This is a genomic window from Amycolatopsis methanolica 239, assembly GCF_000739085.1.
Taxonomy (GTDB): domain Bacteria; phylum Actinomycetota; class Actinomycetes; order Mycobacteriales; family Pseudonocardiaceae; genus Amycolatopsis_E; species Amycolatopsis_E methanolica.
The window spans coordinates 4,778,934-4,798,128 of the sequence record NZ_CP009110.1; the positions used below are offsets into that span (position 1 = coordinate 4,778,934).

Annotated in this window: 17 protein-coding genes and 1 pseudogene; 6 read left to right on the forward strand and 12 right to left on the reverse strand. The window is 65.1% G+C overall.

Annotated features, from left to right (window positions below):
* Positions 1 to 2: 2 nt before the first annotated feature.
* From AMETH_RS23230 to AMETH_RS23265, 8 genes are all read right to left on the reverse strand, one after another.
* Positions 3 to 995, reverse strand: a complete 993-nt coding sequence (locus tag AMETH_RS23230; protein WP_017983559.1) for a ribose-phosphate diphosphokinase — start codon at positions 993 to 995, stop codon at positions 3 to 5.
* 140 nt (positions 996 to 1,135) lie between these two features.
* A complete protein-coding gene (locus AMETH_RS23235; RefSeq protein ID WP_017983560.1) occupies positions 1,136 to 2,125 on the reverse strand; it encodes a ribokinase in 990 nt (329 codons plus the stop codon).
* Positions 2,122 to 2,919, reverse strand: a complete 798-nt coding sequence (locus tag AMETH_RS23240) for a glutamine amidotransferase (protein ID WP_017983561.1) — start codon at positions 2,917 to 2,919, stop codon at positions 2,122 to 2,124. The genes AMETH_RS23235 and AMETH_RS23240 overlap by 4 nt, the downstream gene beginning before the upstream one ends.
* Entirely contained in the window at positions 2,919 to 3,557 is a 639-nt protein-coding gene (locus AMETH_RS23245; protein ID WP_017983562.1) for an HAD family hydrolase, read from the reverse strand. Before AMETH_RS23245 ends, AMETH_RS23240 begins: the two co-directional genes overlap by 1 nt.
* 53 nt (positions 3,558 to 3,610) lie before the next feature.
* A complete protein-coding gene (locus AMETH_RS23250) occupies positions 3,611 to 5,110 on the reverse strand; it encodes an aldehyde dehydrogenase (RefSeq protein ID WP_017983563.1) in 1,500 nt (499 codons plus the stop codon).
* A gap of 149 nt (positions 5,111 to 5,259) precedes the next feature.
* Positions 5,260 to 5,688, reverse strand: coding sequence for an NIPSNAP family protein (locus tag AMETH_RS23255; RefSeq protein WP_223842919.1), 429 nt, complete (start codon positions 5,686 to 5,688; stop codon positions 5,260 to 5,262).
* Positions 5,689 to 5,705: 17 nt separating this feature from the next.
* A complete protein-coding gene (locus tag AMETH_RS23260; protein ID WP_017983565.1) occupies positions 5,706 to 6,800 on the reverse strand; it encodes an LLM class flavin-dependent oxidoreductase in 1,095 nt (364 codons plus the stop codon).
* A 136-nt stretch (positions 6,801 to 6,936) separates the two neighbouring features.
* Positions 6,937 to 8,409 (reverse strand): nicotinate phosphoribosyltransferase, encoded by a 1,473-nt coding sequence (locus tag AMETH_RS23265; RefSeq protein WP_017983566.1) that lies wholly within the window; start codon positions 8,407 to 8,409, stop codon positions 6,937 to 6,939.
* 643 nt (positions 8,410 to 9,052) lie between these two features.
* Between AMETH_RS23265 and AMETH_RS23270 the strand changes: the two genes are divergently transcribed.
* Positions 9,053 to 10,054 carry a LacI family DNA-binding transcriptional regulator gene (locus AMETH_RS23270; RefSeq protein WP_038533389.1) on the forward strand — a complete coding sequence of 334 codons (1,002 nt, stop codon included), beginning with the start codon at positions 9,053 to 9,055 and terminating at the stop codon, positions 10,052 to 10,054.
* Between the two features lie 746 nt (positions 10,055 to 10,800).
* Here AMETH_RS23270 and AMETH_RS23275 read toward each other — a convergent pair.
* The gene (locus tag AMETH_RS23275; protein ID WP_017983568.1) at positions 10,801 to 11,751 is read right to left on the reverse strand and encodes a flavin reductase; all 951 of its coding nucleotides are present in this window, start codon (positions 11,749 to 11,751) and stop codon (positions 10,801 to 10,803) included.
* 861 nt (positions 11,752 to 12,612) lie between these two features.
* Here AMETH_RS23275 and AMETH_RS23280 point away from each other — a divergent pair.
* The 3 genes from AMETH_RS23280 to AMETH_RS23290 all read left to right on the forward strand — a co-directional run bounded on the left by AMETH_RS23280 (position 12,613) and on the right by AMETH_RS23290 (position 15,192).
* Positions 12,613 to 13,707 (forward strand): phosphotriesterase family protein, encoded by a 1,095-nt coding sequence (locus tag AMETH_RS23280; RefSeq protein ID WP_167345554.1) that lies wholly within the window; start codon positions 12,613 to 12,615, stop codon positions 13,705 to 13,707.
* A gap of 42 nt (positions 13,708 to 13,749) precedes the next feature.
* Positions 13,750 to 14,112: a cupin domain-containing protein gene (locus AMETH_RS23285; protein ID WP_017983570.1), complete on the forward strand. Its 363-nt coding sequence runs from the start codon at positions 13,750 to 13,752 to the stop codon at positions 14,110 to 14,112.
* A 129-nt stretch (positions 14,113 to 14,241) separates the two neighbouring features.
* On the forward strand, positions 14,242 to 15,192 hold the full coding sequence (locus tag AMETH_RS23290) for a nucleoside hydrolase (RefSeq protein ID WP_156131717.1): 951 nt from the start codon (positions 14,242 to 14,244) through the stop codon (positions 15,190 to 15,192).
* On the opposite strand, the pseudogene AMETH_RS37210 reads toward AMETH_RS23290, so the two are convergent.
* Positions 15,191 to 15,753, reverse strand: a pseudogene (locus tag AMETH_RS37210) (galactose-1-phosphate uridylyltransferase); the annotation flags it as partial. The gene AMETH_RS23290 and the pseudogene AMETH_RS37210 overlap by 2 nt on opposite strands.
* A 125-nt stretch (positions 15,754 to 15,878) precedes the next feature.
* Here AMETH_RS37210 and AMETH_RS37215 point away from each other — a divergent pair.
* Positions 15,879 to 16,139: a CYTH domain-containing protein gene (locus AMETH_RS37215; protein ID WP_267283493.1), complete on the forward strand. Its 261-nt coding sequence runs from the start codon at positions 15,879 to 15,881 to the stop codon at positions 16,137 to 16,139.
* On the opposite strand, the gene AMETH_RS42720 is transcribed toward AMETH_RS37215, so the two are convergent.
* Positions 16,112 to 16,432 (reverse strand): hypothetical protein, encoded by a 321-nt coding sequence (locus tag AMETH_RS42720; protein WP_167345507.1) that lies wholly within the window; start codon positions 16,430 to 16,432, stop codon positions 16,112 to 16,114. The genes AMETH_RS37215 and AMETH_RS42720 overlap by 28 nt on opposite strands.
* Before the next feature lie 263 nt (positions 16,433 to 16,695).
* On the reverse strand, positions 16,696 to 18,063 hold the full coding sequence (locus AMETH_RS23305) for an MFS transporter (RefSeq protein WP_017983576.1): 1,368 nt from the start codon (positions 18,061 to 18,063) through the stop codon (positions 16,696 to 16,698).
* A gap of 225 nt (positions 18,064 to 18,288) precedes the next feature.
* On the opposite strand from AMETH_RS23305, the gene AMETH_RS23310 reads away from it, so the two are divergent.
* Positions 18,289 to 19,155, forward strand: a complete 867-nt coding sequence (locus tag AMETH_RS23310; protein ID WP_156131718.1) for a DeoR/GlpR family DNA-binding transcription regulator — start codon at positions 18,289 to 18,291, stop codon at positions 19,153 to 19,155.
* Positions 19,156 to 19,195 lie beyond the last annotated feature (40 nt).

Sequence of the window (19,195 nt, forward strand, 5' to 3'; positions counted from 1 at the left end):
CCCTAAAAGGTGTGGTTCTTTCCGCCGAAAACAGCGCTCACGGAGTCGTCGGTGAAGATACTGCTGATCGAGTCCGCCAGCAACGGGGCGCACGAAAGCACCTTGATCTTGCCGGGGGCACCCGCACGGAGCGGGATCGTGTCGGTGACGACGACTTCCTCGAAAGCCGACGCAGCAAGACGTTCATACGCGGGCCCGCTGAAGACCCCGTGGGTCGCCGCGGCGAGCACTCGTCGAGCACCCGCGTGCTTGAGCGCCTCTCCTGCCGCACACAGCGTGCCCGCAGTGTCGATGATGTCGTCGATCACGATGGCGGTCTTCCCGCGGACATCACCGATGACGGTGGTGATCTCGGCTACCTGCTGCTGGGGCCGCTCCTTGTCCAGGATGGCCAGGCCGGCCCCGATCTGGGTGGCGAACTGCTTGTTGAGCTTCACCCGGCCCGAGTCCGGAGCGACGATCACCAGGTCGTCATCGAGGCCTGCGAAGTAGTCACTGAGAATGCCCACGGCCGTCATGTGATCGACCGGGATGCCGAAGAACCCCTGCAACTGGCCGGCGTGCAGGTCCATCGTCAGCACACGGTCAACACCTGTCGCCTCAAGTGCACGAGCCACCATGCGTGCCGAGATCGGCTCGCGCGGAGCCGACTTCTTGTCCTGCCGCGAGTAGCCATACCACGGAGTCACAGCGATCACGCGGTGTGCGCTCGCACCGACGGCGGCGTCCACCATCACCAGGAGCTCCAGAAGCGAGTCGTTCGCATTGACGCCCGTCTCCGGGTTCGCGCACATCGGCTGAACGATGAAGACATCCGCTCCACGGATTGATTCTTCGAACCTGCTGTAGACCTCTCCACTGGAGAACGTCTTCAGGGTCACCTTGCCAAGCTCGATCTGCAGAAGCTCGGCGATGGCACCCGCCAATGGCGCGTTGGACCGGCCGGAGAACACCATCAGCCGCCTGCCCCAATTTGGCTGCAACGACGCGTTCATGAGCTCACCACTCTGCCGGTGCGGACTACGGATGCCTGAGGGCGCATCCGACCTTTCCCTGTCAGTGGCCAGATTCACGACGTAGAAACCTTTCGACTTCGGTCAGAAAAAATGGGGAGAAGCTGCGGGTTGGCCCACCATCACGTGCCTGCATTGCTTTCGACGGTCACCAAGACGGCATCGATCGCTGCCGCACTCGGCATGCCCGTGCGCGCGCCCGCCGACTCAACCGACAACCCCGCAGCAGCCACGCCACGCCGCGCCGCGCCGGCGACGTCCGTTCCCGCTGCCAAGCTGGCGGCAAACACACCGTTGAAGGTGTCCCCAGCGCCGGTGGTATCGACCACTCGACGTGCCGACCCAGCCGGGATCCGGGTGCTGAGTCCGTCCGCACCACACAACAGCACGCCGTCGGCGCCCAGCGTGACCACCACCGGCGCTCCCGTGCGGGATGCCACCGCGGCCGCCATTGTCTCCACCGGCGGGTCTCCGGGCTCACCAAGCAGACGGTAGAGGTCTCGCAGCTCGCCCTGGTTCGGGGTGATGATCGGGGCGAACTCGAGAAGCTCCTGGATTCCGGGGACGACAGGGGCCGGGTTGAGCACACACAGCCACCCCTGTGCGGTCGCGGCCTCGACTGCGGTGGCGATTGCCGTGACAGAGATCTCCGTACTGACCAGAACACACCCTGGCCACCCGCTCGCTCGGTCGATCGCAGCCCTCACATCCCGGGCGCTCACCGCCGCATTTGCGCCGGCAGCCACGGCGATCTGGTTCTCCCCGGAGGGATCCACGACAATGAGCGCAGCTCCAGTAGTGGACCCCTCCTTGATCACCACATCGTCGACGTCGACCCCTTCGGCACGCAGCTCGGTCAAAGCCGCCACTCCGAATTCGTCAGGCCCCACGGCGCCGACGTAGCGGACATCGGCACCTGAGCGCGCCGCCGCGACAGCGGAGTTGCCGCCCTTCCCGCCGCCGTGACGCTGCAAGCTCGTCCCCACCACGGTCTCCCCTGGTCCGGGAAGCCTGTCGGCGGCGACGACCATGTCGACATTCAGCGCACCGACGACGAGGAGTCGCCCGCTCATGGCTGATCCGGCCGACTGCGCACCGTCGCTCAAGCTCACGACACCTTGTCCGCGAGCACCGGTGCTTCCTGCGCCCGTGCGGTCCACGAGAGCATCGCCGTCCACATCTCACCGTAGTGCGGCCAGTCCAGGAACTCCTGAGGTGCCCAGTGTGGGGCGAGATCGGAGGCAAACGCGGCGGTCCTGCCGTCACCGTGCGTGCCCACGACCAACATCGGGTCCTCACCCACCCGCGCCACGACCGTGGCGTCGGGCTTTGCGATGAGTTTGTTGTAGCCGAGAAGGTGGGGCCACTCCGTCGGCGTACCACCCAGGACCGGGTGATCTGGCTGGCAGACCTCCACCTCGACCCCCTCCGACCTCTCGACACGGTCGTCGTACGGGAGCATGGCCACGGGCAGTGGGTCGGCGAGCGGACTCATGCCGAAGCGGCCCTTGCCATCGATCCCGGTGAAGGAAAGATATCCCCCGACCATGACCAGTCCGCCACCTCGCTTGACGTAATCCGCAACCAGACCGAGCCGGTTCGGCGACCTCTCCGATCGCAAGAACGTTTCATCCGGCAGCAGGAAGGAGTTGGATCCGATGTCAGAGATGACGACTACGTCGAACTCGTCGAGCTCCTCCGGCGAGCGGGGGAACCGCAAGGTGATCTCATGGCCCCGGACGTAGGTGACATCGAACCCGGCGTCATCCAGGCAACCGAGGAAAAAGCCCGCGCCCTCCTCGTACTCGGTCGAGTGGAACTGGTCGAAGCCCTTCATGTGGATCGTGTGCTTCACCCACGACTCCCCCACGAACAGAACCCTGACCGGCGACCCGATCGTGCTCATCAGCTTGAACTCCCTTGCGCGAACTGGTTTCTGGTTGATGTGGCGATGAGCTGGCGGCCCATCGCGTGCGCCTCGCGAATGTCGCTCCCGAGGTAGGTCTTCGCGGCCAGGGGCGCCAAGACGGGCGTCGGGTTCACCGCGACCGAGTGCGGGTAAGTCGTGAACAGCGCCACGTCGCTGGATGAGTCCCCGTAGACCACGCACTCATCGGGGCTCAGGTTGCGAGCAGCGAGAGCCGACTGGGTGATTGCCACCTTCGCCTCCGGCAACAGCGTGGCTGAGCTCTTGAGCGGACTGCCCAACTCAACGGCCGAGCCGTAGGTCTCGTTGGCGCCCCAAACCTCCAGCCCGCGGACGAAGAACGTCGGCGACTGGGAGATCACGATCACGTCCTCACCGCGAGATCGAATGTCCTCGAAGGTTTCGGCGACGCCGTCCATCCAAGGCGAATTCCGAAAGGCGTCGTCGAAGTCGGCAGGGGATGCGTCCTTGCAGATGTCGAGGAGCTTCAACCAGAAGTCGGTGTCGGAGATCGTTCCCTCGCCCCACGCCTTCTCGATTTCCTGCCCGGCCTCGAGCTGGCCCATCTGGCGAGCCAGCTCGATCGTGGCGGTGCTCCGCAGGAGGGTGCCGTCCATGTCGAAGACATGGAGGCATCCCGCCGCGCTCGTCTCAGCGGATGTGTTCACCTTCAGCGCTGCCCTTCGGACGAGGAGAACCGCGGCTTCTGATCGAGCACTACGGTCTTGTTTTCGAGGTACGGCAGAAGACCGGCGACGCCGCCCTCTCGGCCGACACCAGACTGCTTGAAGCCACCGAAGCCGATCCCGAAGTCCGCCCGGTTTCCGTTCTGCCCCACTGTTCCTGCGCGCAGGCACCTGGCCACCTCGCGAGCACGGTCCGCGTCGTGTGTGAACACCGAAGCATTGAGACCGAACACGGAATCGTTGGCGATCCGGATCGCGTCTTCCTCGTCAGCAGCGGCGATGACGGAGATCACCGGCCCGAAGATCTCCTCTTGGGCGATGCGGGAGGAGTTGTCCACATTCCCGAAGACAGTCGGCTCGATGAACCAGCCCCGGTCGAGGTCCTTGGGGCGGTTACCACCGAACGCCAGGGTAGCCCCTTCGTCCTTGCCGATCCGGACGTAGTCCTCAACCCGCTCGCGCTGTCGCCGAGAGGCCAGCGGTCCCATCTGAACGCTGGGGTCGAACGGGTCCCCCACCTTGACCCGGGCGAAGCGCTCGGCGAGCGCCTCGACCATCTCGTCGTGCCGATGGCGAGGCACGATAATCCGGGTGAGGGACGCACAGATCTGGCCGGAGACAAAGCACGCGCCCCCGGTCAGGCTGTCGGCCGCCTCGGCGATGTCCATGTCGTCGAGGACGACCGCCGCCGATTTGCCTCCCAGCTCGAGGGTGTACCGCCCGATGCGCTCCGCCATGAGCCCGGCGATCCTCTTCCCGACCGCTGTGGACCCGGTGAAGGTGATCTTGTCCACGCGGTGATCGGTCACCAACGCTTCAGAGGCCTCCCTGTCGGCCGTGAGCACGTTCACCACACCGGGAGGGAGGCCAACCTGTTCAGCGATCTCCGCGATGACATACGCAGCGCCCGGCGCCTCCGGTGACGCCTTGACGATCACCGTGCACCCGGCGAGCAGCGCGGGCGCCAGTTTCCAGGCGGCCAGGTGCATCGGAGTGTTCCACGGAATGATCGCCCCCACGACGCCTACGGGCTCGGCGACGATCATCCCGAAGCCTTCGCCTGAGCTGGTCGGCACCTCCTGCTCGAACGGATACCGATCGGCGAGATCAGCGTAGTAGTTGAACGCCGCCGGGACCTCCTCCAGGACGGCCGGCGCTATACGGGCGATGACCCCCGTCTCACGGGGCCACAACTGGACCAGGTCATCGCAGCGCTGGGCTGCAGCCTGAGCGATGGCGCGCAGGAACTCCGCCCGCCGGCTCGGCGGCATTCGTGGCCACGGGCCGTCGTCGAAGGCACGCCGCGCCGCTCCCACCGCCCTCGCGACATCCGCCGCTTCGGCCGCGGCGACAGTGAAGAACAACTCCTCCGTCGCCGCTTCGATCACCTCGATCGTGTGAGTCGTCGAGGGATCGACCCACTGCCCGTCAATGTAGAACTGCCCCGGTTTCGAGATCGGCACGCTGGTCGTCTTGGTTGTCATCGGAAATGCTTCGCCTCCAACTGGTCGGCTACCGCAGAGCTCGTGGTTGTCGTCAAATGCCGACCCGGCCCTTCATCGGATCGCGCCCAGTCCGCAGTGGGCGCGGGCCCGCGGTCGAGGAACTGGACTCAAGGACCGGTGACTCTTCGTCACACAGCGTGATCCAGAACCCCCTCGAACGGCTTGGAGTCGACCACCCGCCGCCGGATGGCCTGGTACAGCGGACCGTTCTCCTCACGGCTGGCCAGTGCTGATGCCCAATCAGGGTCCGCGAGGAACGTCCCCCACTTGCGCTCCAGCTCAGCGAGGTCGGCGAACCGCATCGTGTAGACGAGCTCGTTGAAGGAGTTGTCACCGATGGTGGTGCAACCCACCTGCGTCATCTCCATCCCGTGTTTCCTGAACAGCGGCACCACCACTGACGTGAACAGGTCGACGACATCTTGGAAACGACCCGCCGCCGGGAGGTACTCACGAACCTCGTAAATCACCTTGTTGTTCTCCTCTGCGGGCATCGAATTCTGAGCCTTCACGGCGGTTGACGGGTGGACGCCACGGCCGGCCTCGCTCTGGCGCACTTGGACACCCGGGGGTGCTAGTCCGCGAACGCGGGAAAGACCTCTTCAGCCATCATCTTCATGTTCTTGACGATCGCGTCGGTGGGCTGACCAACTGCGATAAGGCACGCCAGGTGGTCCACTCCGATCTTTTCGTACGACTTGAACCGCTCGATCATGCGGTCGGGGGTGGTCAACACCGGGTCGGCGTACTTCTCCAGCAGGTTGTCCTTGGAGAAGGAATGCTGCTCGGGTGTCATGTTCCCGCGGTGCACGTAGTCACGGCTCTCGCCGACATCGCGAGTAGCGAGCCGCTCTTCCTTCGTATCGACCGTGCCGGGGCCCTTGACCAGGGCCATGTAGTAGTTGTACTCGTTCACGACGTCATCGAAGTACTCCAGCGCCTCTTCCTCGGTACGACCGACCCAGGTGTGGCGGAGCACCATGACCTCGCCGCGAGGATTCCCGGTCTTTTCGATCTCGTCGTTGTAACTCCCGATGAGCTCCTCAAGGTCGCCGTAGGGCTCGAAGTTGCCGTAGTTCGGCGCCGTGATCAAGTTCAGGCCCTGCTGGGCGACCCGGCGGACACCGTCGTTGCTCTGCGATGCGACCCAGATCTCCGGATGCGGCTTCGTCACCGGCTTGGGGACCAGGGTCGTCGGCGGGAACGAATAGAACTGGCCGTCATGCGACACGTCATCCTCGGCGAAGAGACGACGGACGATCTCCAGCCCTTCTTCGTACATTGCCCGCTGGTTCTCAGGCTTCACCCCGAGCCGATCGAGCTGGAACCTGCTCCCACCGCGTGCCACGCCGATGCCGATCCGACCGGGCGCGAGATGATCCAGCATGCTCATCTCGGAAGCGACCAGGAGCGGGTTGTAAGCCGGCAGGACGACCACACCGGGGACGATCCGCAGCCGCTTGGTCCGCTGAGCCGCGACCGCCGCAAACATCATCGCCGAGGGATTAGCTACGTAGTTCTGGAACTGGTTCTCGTTGATCGTGATCCCCTCGAAGCCGTACTCCTCAGCGGCATCGACGATCCTGAGCATGCTGTCCAAAACCTCGGACCAGGACCGGGTCATGTCCGGATAAAAAAACGGCGCCGTAACCCAGAACTTCATTGCCATCGCGTTTCCTCAACTCTTGTTCGCTGACATCCAAGGGGACCGTAGGGCTAAGCCGGGCGCTCGGCGCGGCAGTCCACGGCATCGGGACGACCACGATGCCGTGGACTGCCTCATGAGTGCCCCGCGGGTGAGTGTTTCAGTTGACGGCCGCGCCGACCGGTGCCGGTGCGGGTTCGGTAAGCATTGGCGCGATGTAATCGCCGTACCACTCCTGCGGCACCGGCGCCTCACTGGCAGCGATCACTTCGGAGAAGTCCCACTTCTTCAGCAGCTTTCCGTTGCGGAAGACTGGCTTGAGCAGGTTCTGCTCTGGGCTGACGGAGTCGCGCGGTACGGTCTTGTACTCACCGTCCTCCAGGATGAGAGCAAGGCGCCCGGCCTTGGACCTCTTGAAGCTCGCCCCGGTGGGCTGCTTGGCGATGTCGCGCCACTCACCGTTGACGCAAACGGCGTTTGCCTTCTGTGCGAAGTTGTTGGTGTCGCGATTGACGTGCTGGAGGAGACCGCCACCCATGCCGAAGACGGCGTTGTCGGCCGCCAGGCCGCGGCGCTCCATCTCAATGAAGATCTCCCGGAGGCTCTCGCCGGTGACGCCGTCGCCCTGTACCACCCGGATGAACGGAGGGAGGATCTTGAAGCCCTTGCTGTTGACTTCGTAGCCGAAGGCATCCATGAGCCACTCGATGGTGTCGGAGGTGACCTGGACGACGTCGCCGGAGTCGGGGCGCGCGCCCACCATGCCGGGGAAGTTCCGGATCAGTTCCTTCAGTTCACCGCCGAGGATCTTCTTGACGCAGTGCTCGTGGTCGTAGGTGTCGGTCAAGACCAGCGCGAAGCCGTAGTCGCGGTAGGTCTCGAGCATGTTTCGGATCGCGTCGACCTCGAAGGCCCGGCCCCAGGCGGTGAAGCCGGCGTGTTCGGAGTTGGGGCCGGAGTTCGACGGAGCCACGGCGTTGTACCAGCGCTTGGCGGCAAGGATGCCCGGGGTGGTGTCGCTCTGGCTGAAGTTCACCAAGTGCGCCATGCCACCCAGTGCGGCGGACTGCTGCGAGCTGACCCCCCGAGCGCCGTAGTCGTGAAGCATGTGCCGGAGCGCTCCCGGGTTGTCGGAAGTGCGCTCCAGGGCGGTGCGGATCACCTGCTTGCACAGCCAGCTCAGTGTGCCGATCGTGGTCGGATACCACACCGCCCTCAGCAGGGCGGTCTCGAAGAAACTGGTCACCCAGTAATACTTCGGGTCAGTGTTGATGAGCTGCACGAGCACGTTGTTGGTGGGCACCACGGTGCCCTCGGGGATCGCCTCGATCTCGACGGGCAGGTAGCCGCCGTGATCGTTGATGAGGTTCATCCAGTTGTCACGGTTGAAGTGCATCCCCTGCTCGCGCATGAGGTACTCGGCCTCATCGACGTCCTCAACCGTCACGGGGCGCATGAGGTAGTCCCGGATGAAGGCTTGAAGGCCGACGAACATCGTGACGGGGAACTGGCCGCCACGAGACTCGATGTAGGACGAGATGTACTCGGTACCTGGCGGGTACAGCGAGTAGTGGCAGTGCTTGTAGTTGTCGGTGTTGACGATGATGTTGTCGAACTGATCGCCCAGGGACATCTTTGTCCTTCCTCTCGGTCGCACCGCGACTGGACTAGTCGCCAGCAGTCGCCAGCACACCATTAACGATTCTACAATGACGGCGAAGCATGCGGTCTGCGACCACTGCCTCGCTGTTCAGATCGTCGAACCAGCGGGTAGAAACCTTTCTAGCAACGGGACTGTAGCAGCGGTGGCTCGGCTCTGTAAACGGTGAGTTTCAATCGGCCGGAAGGGGCCAGGGTAGGCCCTGCTCTGCCCGGCCAAGGGCACCTGACGGCGGTCGAGCCCTCGATCGCGCTCGAAGATGCCGTGGCCGTGGATGTTGGAGACCTCCGCCCCATCACCCCGTACCGCGGATCCCCGCGCGGCCGTCGCTGGGCACGTCCCTCAAGTCCGGCGCGGCGTGCTACCCCAGGTCACCGCAACCGCCGCCACCCGAACCCAGCGCGTGAAGCGGCGAACGCACAGAGACCGAAGGATCCAGGCGCCGCGCGCCAGGCGAAGCCAGCGCTGCAGCAGGAGTACTGGAAAGCGTTCTATCCCTGAGCTGAGCTGGCATCGGCTATGGTTACCGTTCGCGACGTGAACGAAGTGCCGCAGACGACACGTGGGGGTGACCTTGGCCCGGAATTCGGGAGCCATGCCGACGCGCAGGCCCACGATGAAGGACGTTGCTGAGCGGGCAGGAGTCGCGGTCAGCACGGTGAGTTACGTGGTCAACGACAGCGGGCCCGTGGCGGCCGATCGGCGTGCACGGGTACTGGAGGCTGTCCGCGCGCTGGGTTACACGCCCAACGAGTCTGCTCGCAACCTCAAGCGACACAGCGTGGCTACAGTAGGTCTCGTTGTCCCAGACCTTGTGAACCAGTACTTCGCGCTGATTGCCGAGGGAGTGGAGCAAGCCGCGTCCGAAAGAGACGTCCTGGTGGTGTTCTGCACACCGGAGGCGACCGGTGGCGGCGAGTCCTGGAACAGCAGGCTGCTACGCAGTCAGCGCCTCGACGGGCTCATCTACCTCTCCGGATCAGAGACGCGAATGGATGCTCTGGTCGAGTTGACCCGGGTCGGCCCTGTGGTCCTCGTCGATGAAAAGCTCCCTGGATTCAACCTGCCGTCTGTGGTCTCGCAGAACCGCCGGGGCGCGAGGGAGATCGCCGCCCACCTCACCTCGCTCGGGCACGAGCGCCTAGCCATCCTCGGCGGTCCGCTCGAACTCTGGACAGCCGAGCAGCGCCTCTCGGGCTACCGCGAGGCCATCGCCGCGGCCGGACTGGATCCCGACGGCATCCCGGTGCTCGCAGGAGACTACCGGATGTCGTCGGGCGAGCAGCTGGCGGCCGAGATCCTGAGCCGCCCGGCGAAAGATCGCCCGACTGCTTTGATCTGCGCGAACGACCTCATGGCAATTGGGGCCTTGTCCTACTGTCGCCGCGCTGGCCTGCGGGTGCCCGAGGACGTCTCGGTGGTCGGCTTCGATGACCTGCCGTTCGCATCCCTCCTCACCCCGGCTCTCACCACCGTCCGGCAGCCCGCTCGGGAGATGGGGATTCAGGCCACCAAGCTGCTGCTCGGCATGGTCGAGGGCGCCGATCCGACCCCTCCCCCTCCGTCACCGGTCTCGCTGAAGATCCGGGAGTCCACAGGCCCGCTTTCCGAACGCTGACCAGGGCCGTCTGACAAGAATTGCGGGTGGCGGGACGTGGCGCTCAGCCGACTGCAGGCCGCGGCGGACGCGACCGGCGCGCCACGAACATCACCCGCACACAGGGGCTGGTTCGAACGCGAGAACGAGGTGCTGCGCACGGCGGCGGCATATTTGGCTGAGTTAAATTTGCCGGGAGGATTGAACCTGGCCGTGGCCGGCACCCCGATCAGGGTGACAACCAGGCGTGCCGTGTCTGTTCGACGCAACAGATCTTCTCGCTGCGCGCGCCAGGACGAAGGGCCTCCCCACAAGGCCCGACCGTCGGCACCCGCCGGCCCGGTGCGCAACGATTTCACGGCTGCGCACCGCTATCAAGTGGCTCACTGATATCACGGAGAACTGAAGAGCGAGGAAAACTCGATCTCTGCGCGATCAAGGACTGCCACTCCAACAAGACCGCCGGTTACTCCATCGGCTCGCACATGCAGGCCTCACTTGCGGTTGCCGCGCTGCGACGGCGCACCGCGCGACCCATACGGCGAGGATGCACGGGCCGGGGCGGATTGCGCGGCGACAACGCCCCATGGAGTCGCCCGTAAGGAACTGCGGTCGCCGATCGTGCGCTGGATCGCGCCCTGGGAAAACTAAAACCCCGGTCGAGTTCGAGACCATTTACACGTCCGCAACCGACGGCCTGAAAACACCCGGGCCCCAGTGTCAACCGAATTCTGGGTCGCCCTGTCAGGTCACGGTGAGTAGCACAGCTAGATCTCCTCCAGCGTGGCGCCGTCGTAGAACTTCCCAGCCTTGTAGACCATCGGATCCGAGCTGGAAACCTCCAGGTAGGTGACTTGCGCAACGATCAGAACATGAGTTTTTGCGCGGAAGCGTTCTTTGATCTCTGCCTCGATCGATGCGGCCGCCCCGCGGATCAGCGGGGAACCCTCCGGTCCGGCGTGCCAGTCGAGTCCGGCGAACTTGTCGTCCGACTTGGACGCGAATCTGTCGATGACCGCACGCTGTGTGTTGGCGATGATGTTGATGCCGAGGTGCTTGGATTCGAAGAGCGACGGGTAGGTCGAGGATGTCTTCTGCACGCACAAGGCCACCAGTGGCGGGTCCAGCGAGATGGGCATGTAAGCGCTCACGGCTAGTCCGCGGGGTCGATCTGCGGAGTCCATGGTCGTCACCACAGTCACACCGGTGACGAACTTCCGGTTGAACTCCTTGAGATCCTCGATGCTGGGCATCTCCACCGCCTGGCCCGCGCCATTGGGCGACGCAGGTACATCGAGCGCCGACCCTAGGCCAGGTACTCCCAGGTCGGACAGCATGTCCACCGACGGATCCCACGTCACGCGCTCACGGATGATCCGGCCATCGCGCAGGGTTCCCTGAACGGCGCCTCGGGTGTGGAGCGCACGCCTCGTCGGGGGGACGTCGCCGAACGCGTTCATGAACGTACCGGTTGCCGACCAGAAAAGCGCGAAGTCATCCCCGTCCACCACGATCTTGTCCACCGTCGTTCGCAGGTCCGGGATCGAAGTCCGCATGTCGCAAACCTGGCGCTTGAGCTCGGCCAGCCCCGAGGTTCGCCCCAGCCCGGCGTTCTCCAACTCGTAGTCGGCGTGGACGATCTCGTCCAAGGCGTCGGAGTCACCTTGGTTCCAGGCTGCGTCCCAAGCCGAACGCACCAGGTCCTTGAAGTCCGACATCTCTTCCCATCCTCACTTCTGGCACCAAGGGGCAGACGACGCCACGGTTGCGGCTCGGTCTGGCCGACTGTGCCGCCCCGGGCGCACGAACTCGGCCGAGGGCTTCGCTGGGCACGCGTACTGCAGGCTCCGCGCTTATCTCTGGAACGGAAGTATTAACGATTCGACTTTGACTGTCAACGGCACGGCCAGACGTCGCTAAAATCTGGCTATCCAAGCAGGATGCCGGGCCAGGACGCTGGTGGAAGCGTTTCCATCGCTCCGGCCCCACGCTGGCGCACAAGCGTTCGCAGCAGGTTCCACCCATCCGCCGCGCGTGCGCAGCCCGCAGGATGTCAACCGATGTGGGACGGGGCCGTTGCCGCGGCGTGCGACCTGCGGGCCGGTGCGGTCGCACGCGAAGGGCACCCCACCAGCGCCTGAGGGGCGGGGATGCCGCTGGTCCGGGACGTCGACACGGGCGTGGACGATGCGCCGGCACTGGTGATCGGCCACGTCGCCACGACGTGGCCAATTGTCCGGTGCAGGTGGTGTTGCGGGCACTTCCCGGTCGATCAGGTCGGCGGGCACAAGCCGCACGCCGCAGGCTGCCGCGAGCTGCCTCGCGCCGATCCGGCGCTGGCGGCGTCGACCGCGCACGGAGCACGTCATGGTGCCGCCCTAGACGTCGGAACGCCCCGCTCGCAGGTCAGGCGGCGCTGAGACCGCCGTATGGGCGGTTCTCACCCAGTTGGCTGTCACCAGAAACGATTCGAGTATACGATCCGAGGATGCGGGCCGCAGCGGAGCGGCGCCGACTTCAACGAGGGAACTGCAGCTGTGGACGAAGCCTCTGCCAGCGAGGTCCAGGTCAACACTGTTATGGGACCCGTGCCGGCCGACGAGCTTGGAACCACGCTGACGCACGAGCACCTCATCTGCGACTGGACCAAGCCCCTGTGCGAACCCCAGGGCGCAGTTGACCGCAGTGCCTTTGTCCGACGTGTGGATCCCTCGATCTGTTGGCTGCTCACAGAGGATCCGTCGTGCTGCCTCGACAACGCACGCCTGGAAGACACCGCGGCCGTCGTCGATGAACTCCAGTGGTTCATCGACGCGGGAGGACAGACGGTCGTTGACTGCACCAACGGAGATATCGGCCGGAACCCGCGTGCGCTGCGCGAGATCTCGGAGCGAACCGGCCTCAACATCGTCATGGGTTCTGGTTGGTACGTGCACCCGTATCACGACAGCGGAACCGCCCTGGCCACAGCAGACGAGCTCTACGCGCAGATCCTCGCCGAGTTTGCCGACGGCGTCGGCGACACGGGGGTGAAGCCGGGTGTGATCGGAGAGATCGGCGTCTCGCCCGAGTTCACCGTCGCAGAACGGGTCCGGCTCCGCGCGGCTGCTCGGGCTCAATTGGCACTGGGCGTACCGCTTCTCATCCACCTGCCGGGATGGCAACGCCGCGCCTTCGAGGTACTGGATATCGTGCTGAGCGAAGAGGGCGTTGCGCCCGAGGCAGTCGTCCTGTGTCACATGGATCCATCTGGCGAGGACGTTGTCTACCAACGCGAGGTAGCTGATCGAGGTGTCTGGCTCGAGTTCGACATGATCGGCATGTCCAACTACTTTCCTGGCGAGGGTCAGTCGCCTTCGCCGGACCAGACGGCCACGGCGATCGCGCGGCTCGTCGAGGCTGGGCACGCCTCCCGCCTCCTCCTCAGCCATGACCTGTCGCTCAAGAACATGTGGACGCGGAACGGCGGAAACGGCGTCGGCTACGTGCCCCGGCTCTTCCTCCCCCGGCTCGAGCGTCACGGGGTGCCGGCCAGTGTGACCGCCGATCTGCTGACGACCAACCCCCGGCGCCTGTTCATCGGCGCCGCGCGCGCCTCGGCCCCTGGCGAAAGCCGTCGAGGATGTCACGGCTGGGAGCTTCGCAGACCCCGTAGCGACGAAGAGTTCGCGTGACAGCCGCGACAACTGGATTCACACACCGAAAGGATCAAGAAGGTGACGCAACACCTCGGGAATGCATTCCACTACGACCTCGACGCAGAGGGCTACGAGTCCCTGGAAGACAGCCGCACAACCATCCACACGGCGGCCCATCACATCGGAATGGTCGGCGGCGTCAACGTCGGGGTGTGGGAGGCGGAGCCGGGCCTCATCGGCGGCCTCACTGCCGATGAGATCTTCGTCGTTCTCGAGGGCCGCGCCGAAGTGACATTCGAGGACACGAAGGAGAGGATCGAGATCGGCCCAGGCGATATCGTCCGCCTCAATGCCGGTCAGCGAAACACCTGGCGCACCTTGGAACGGCTGCGCAAGGTGTCCGTCTGGTCGGACTCCGGAGCCCAGCAACCTTCCTCATGACGACCTGGCGCTGGCCCGAGTCGTGGTTGCTGATGCGAGCACAGCAGGACTTGAGCGCAGACATGGCCCAGCATGTCCCCACCCCCCCATGGACCCGACCTTGAAAGGCTCCGCATGATGCGCCGTCCCGTGATCCTCGATGTCGACACCGGCAACGACGACGCCGTCGCCATCACCATGGCCGCGACACACCCCGCGATCGAGCTTCTTGGTTGCACAACCGTTGCCGGCAACCTCTCACTCGAAGAGGCCACCGACAACACCCTCCGGGTGCTGAATGCGATCGGCAGGAGCGACATCGAGGTCCACGCCGGTCTCTCGCGTCCCTTTGCTCCGACGCCCTATGCCTACGGTGCGAACGAGGTGGACGGCGTATTCCATCAGAACACACTGCCTGTCGGCGTCTCAGGGCTTCAACCACGAAGCTGGCACGGCGTGGAATGGCTCATCGAGACTCTGCGCCAGACAACAAGGCAGGTCACGCTGATCCCAGTCGCCCCGCTCACCAACATCGCCGCCGCGATCACTGTCGCACCCGACATCCTCGATTCGATCGACGAGGTCGTCCTGATGGGCGGATCATCGACCTTCGGGAACCGAACCCTGTCCGCTGAGTTCAACATCTACACCGACGCCGTCGCAGCGAACGTCGTTCTCAATGCGGGCATCAAGCGCCTGACGATGGCCGCGCTCGACGCGACGCACGACGTGCTCGTCAGCAGGGAAGACTTGCACCGCTATCGAACACTGGGAACACTCGCCGGCGACCTCGTGTCCGCTGTGACCGAGTACTACATCGATGGTTACGAAGCGTCTGCCGGCCCAATCGGGACCGCCTCGTCTGCACCGCCGCATGACGCGTTGTGCGTCGCGTATGCGATCGACCCGAAAGTCATTGACACCACTGACGCCTTCGTCGAGGTCGACACCGTGAGCCCGTACAACTACGGACGCACTGCCGTCGACTTCCACGGGAACCGAGGCGAGCCGGCGAATGTCCGCTTCGCGAAGCACGCGGATTCGGCTCTATTCCACCGGATTCTCGACGAATGCCTGCGCGGAGAATGTCGAGCAGTCTGAGATGTCTGTGCGGGCTCTGGTTCCAGGAAGAATGCAGACGATTCCGCAACCGGGAAAATGCGGTGAGGGAGCTGCGTGAACGGGCGACGCGCGTGGTGTTGGACGGGATCGTGACCAACGTCGCGCGCTCCGCGGCGAGCACGTCGCCGGCGCGGGCGACGTCGAGCATGCGGCGCGTCTTCGGCGTCACGAAGGGGTAGCCGTAGATCTGACCGGGCGGGTGGTGGAGTATGACACCGATCTCCTCGCCGCGGTTTTCGAACGGGAAGACCTGCTCCAGACCGTCGATTTCGGACAGCGCCGCCGTCCGGTCGGCCCACGCGTCGACGACCATGCGCACCCGGGACGGGCTCAGCTTCGCGAACAACCCGTCGTGGTCGGGGAAGCGGTACTCGAACACGACCACGTCGTAGTCGGCCTCGGAGATCTCACTGGGCTTGCCCGGTTTGCTGGGGCACAGCGGGCACAGGCCGGCGGGCGGTTTGTAGGTGCGGGTCTGCCGGTGGCGGCCCACTCGCCAGTGAGCGGGTCGAGGCGGATCTCCGAGCTCGCGGCCACCGGACGGCCAGCAGGTTGGCGAGACCAGGCTCATGCGGCGCTACATCTACTAGATCACGCCGGGCGACCAATCGAAATGGATCCGGCTCCGCGACACCGGCAGCGAGACCACCCTCTGCGTCAAGGAGATCCGCAGCGACGCCATCGACGGGACACACGAAGTCGAAGTCACCGTCGGCGACTTCGCCGACACCAACGAACTGCTCGGCCTCCTCGGATTCACGCCCAAGTCGCACCAGGAGAACCGCCGCACCAGCTTCCGCCTTGACGGCGTCCGCTTGGGGATCGACGAGTGGCCCGTCATCCCATCTACCTGGAGATTGTGGCTGACACCCGTGGTGACGCCATCCGCACAGCCTCCTTACTCGGGTTCGCCGAGGAACAGCTGACGAGCGAGAACACGATCAAGTTTTGGCGTTGGCGCCGCGGGCTCCGACTCGTCGGTTTCCGAGTGGAAATCGCGTAGCTCAGGGTGTTGCTCGCGAGGTCGGAGGTCATTCGCTGGTCGACCGAGTATCCGTCGATGCGGTTGGAGAAAGAGTTTCCCTTCGCTGGTGGGCTGTTCGGTGACGTCGGTGCGCCGGCGCCGATCGGCCACGGTGGCGGTGAACCGAGGAGTGACGAGGTCGTCGTGCACCGGTGGTCCCGTCTTGCGGGTCAGGCCGCGATTCTTCGCGAACACGCTCCAGATCCGCTGCTCCCGGCACGGGCGGTCGACCCGCTTGTCGCTGGCGATGATCCCCGGGCCGGGAGTTCGTCGGCAATGAACCCGTAGCCGAACGTGGGGTCGTCGTGGTGAACGCCGAACGCGGCGTTGATCAGGTGCGCATCGTCCCGATCCCGCTGCGACACGGTACGGTACCAACCTCACCGGCGCTGCTCACGGTTGGTTGAGGATCCGTGAGCAGCGCCGGGCTCGGTCGCAGCCGGGCGGGAAGTGCCGGGTTACGTCCCGCTCGTGTGCAGCGTCTCGACCCGTCGGATCACCAGCCCGAACGACAGGGCTCCGAGTACCGCGACTGCGCCGGTCAGGATGAGCGGCGCCACGAACGAACCCGTCGCGCCGGCGAGCGCCCCGATGACGATGGGGCTGACGGCACTGGCGACGTTGGCGACGAAGTTCTGTCCTCCGCCGAGCACACCCACCTGATGCTCCGGTGCTACATCGGCGGGCAGGCACCACACCGAAACCATGGTGAAGGCGCTGGCGAAGTAGCTCAGGCTGAGCAGGGCGAGCGCGAGCCAGGCCGCTTCGGTCAGGACGGCCGCCATGATGACCGAGCTGGTGAGCATTCCCGAAACCAAGCACGTTTTGCGGGTCCTGGTGAGTGACCAGCCGCGGGCGAGCAGTGCGTCACCTACCGCACCACCCGCCCACGATCCCACGATCGCGGTGAGGCCTGGGATGACTCCGAAGAAGCCGAGTTTGAGCAGGTCGAAGCCGCGCTCCTCGACGAGGTAGCTGGGAAACCAGGTGAGGAAGAAGGTGACCACGAAATTCAGGCAGGAGAACCCGGCGAACATGCCCCAGACCGTACGGTGCCGGAGGAGGTCCCGAACTCGGCCCGCCGGGACGGTGGTGGTTGTGGCGGCGGTACTCGGTGCGGCGTTGCCGGCCTGGATGTGGCTCAGCTCGGCCGCGTTCACACCAGGGTGTTTCTCAGGGCTGCGGTAGTAGGCCCACCAGCCGACGGCCCAGAGTATCCCGATCGTTCCCATGATCACGAAGACGGCCTGCCAGCCGAAGAGCCCGGTGATGGCCGCGACAACCGGTACCGCGAGGGCAGAACCGACTCTCGCCCCGCTGTCGTAGAACGCCGTGGCGCGGCCGCGTTCCTGCCGTGGGAACCACTGCGAGATGGCCTTGGCGCTGGACGGGTAGGCGCCTGATTCGCCGACGCCCAGACCGAGGCGGAAGCCGAGAAGGGAGGCGAATCCACTGGCCAGCGTGGTGGTCAAGGTGAACGCCGACCACAACATGACTGATGCGCCGAACATGACGCGCGTTCCGAACCGATCGATGAGGGCGCCCGCCGGGAGCTGCAGGAGGGCGTAGGTCCAGGAGAAGGCCGACAGGATGAGTCCCTGCTCGGCGGGGGTGAGGTGGAAGTCCTCGGTCATGAAGGGGAGGGCGACCGACAGTGCAGAGCGATCGACGTAGTTGATCGCGAGGCCGGCGAAACAGAAGCCGGCTATCACCCACCGCTTTTTGGTCCGGACACCGGACGCCCGGCGCACGGGGACTTCGACGTCGCCGGTCTCGGTACTGGGTGCGGATGCCGTCGTCGGCTTTCGCACGCTCGGTTCGACCATGAATGTGCTCCTAGGGCTGAGTCTGGCTGACGGCGTGCTTGATCTGCGCACTACACATCTGCGTCAAGGATGTGGCTCGTGCCACAAAACGTCGGGGACATGCTCAGTCTGATCAGTCACTCCTGTCAAGCACTTGAAGGCATGAGTGATGTGCTACATCTCTGAGCAGTTCGATCAGCAGGGCGGTTGAGGTCGTTGCTGACGCGCCCAGCTTGACGGCGCGGTGTGATCAATGCGAGCATCTTTGTGCACAAACTGATCACGAGGAGGATGATGAACCAGCCCGAACGGCTCCCCGCGCATGTTCGGCGTGAGCGCATCGTCGAGCTGCTCGTTCAGCGCGGTGACGGCTCGTTGCCGGTGGACGAGTTGGCAGCGACGTTGGGGGTCTCCACGGCGACGGTGCGCCGCGACCTGGGTCAGTTGCGTGAGGAAGGACGGATCACCCGCACCTACGGTGGTGCCGCTCTGGGGATGGCGCCCGCCGAGAAATCGGTGCGGCAGCGTGAACTCAGCAATGTCCCGCAGAAGGACGCCATCGCGCGCACCGCCGCACAGTGGGTGGAGCCCGGAGCCGTCGTTCTGCTGGACGCCGGGAGTACAACGGAGCGGCTCGCCCGGGTCTTGCGAACCATCCCCCACCTGACTGTCGTCACAAACAGCATCGCCGCAACGGCCACCTTGCTCGAATACGGGGACACCGAAATCGTCGTCCTGGGCGGACGGCTCCGGCGCATCAACCAGGCCATCAGCGGTTCGGCCTCGGAGCAGATGGTCGCAACTCTGTACGCCGACGTCGCCTTCCTCGGCGGCGACGCGGTGGATCCGGGACGTGGAATCGCTTCCCGAACCATGGAGCAGAGCGCTCTGAAGAGCACGATGGCCGCCCACGCACGGTCGGTGGTGGTGGTTGCCGACTCGACCAAGCTCACCGCCGGCTGGCCGTCCTACTGGTCGCCGATGACGCGGCCCTGGACGCTGGTGACCGACGACGGCGCCGATCCCGACCTGGTGGAGTCGTTCTCGGCGGCGAACCCCCAGCTCCGTGTCGTCACGTGCCCGCTCCCGGCGGCCACCGAGGTCGGCGGATAGCGCCGTTCCCAGTTCTCACTTCCCGGTGGGGTGGCCTGCT

Excerpts from the sequence above, each read along its gene's own strand:
- AMETH_RS23230 (WP_017983559.1), bottom strand. The coding sequence starts at position 995 with ATGAACGCGTCGTTGCAGCCAAATTGGGGCAGGCGGCTGATGGTGTTC.
- AMETH_RS23240 (WP_017983561.1), bottom strand. The coding sequence starts at position 2,919 with ATGAGCACGATCGGGTCGCCGGTCAGGGTTCTGTTCGTGGGGGAGTCG.
- AMETH_RS23245 (WP_017983562.1), bottom strand. The coding sequence starts at position 3,557 with ATGGACGGCACCCTCCTGCGGAGCACCGCCACGATCGAGCTGGCTCGC.
- AMETH_RS23250 (WP_017983563.1), bottom strand. The coding sequence starts at position 5,110 with ATGACAACCAAGACGACCAGCGTGCCGATCTCGAAACCGGGGCAGTTC.
- AMETH_RS23260 (WP_017983565.1), bottom strand. The coding sequence starts at position 6,800 with ATGGCAATGAAGTTCTGGGTTACGGCGCCGTTTTTTTATCCGGACATG.
- AMETH_RS23265 (WP_017983566.1), bottom strand. The coding sequence starts at position 8,409 with ATGTCCCTGGGCGATCAGTTCGACAACATCATCGTCAACACCGACAAC.
- AMETH_RS23270 (WP_038533389.1), top strand. The coding sequence starts at position 9,053 with ATGAAGGACGTTGCTGAGCGGGCAGGAGTCGCGGTCAGCACGGTGAGT.
- AMETH_RS23275 (WP_017983568.1), bottom strand. The coding sequence starts at position 11,751 with ATGTCGGACTTCAAGGACCTGGTGCGTTCGGCTTGGGACGCAGCCTGG.
- AMETH_RS23280 (WP_167345554.1), top strand. The coding sequence starts at position 12,613 with ATGGGACCCGTGCCGGCCGACGAGCTTGGAACCACGCTGACGCACGAG.
- AMETH_RS23305 (WP_017983576.1), bottom strand. The coding sequence starts at position 18,063 with ATGGTCGAACCGAGCGTGCGAAAGCCGACGACGGCATCCGCACCCAGT.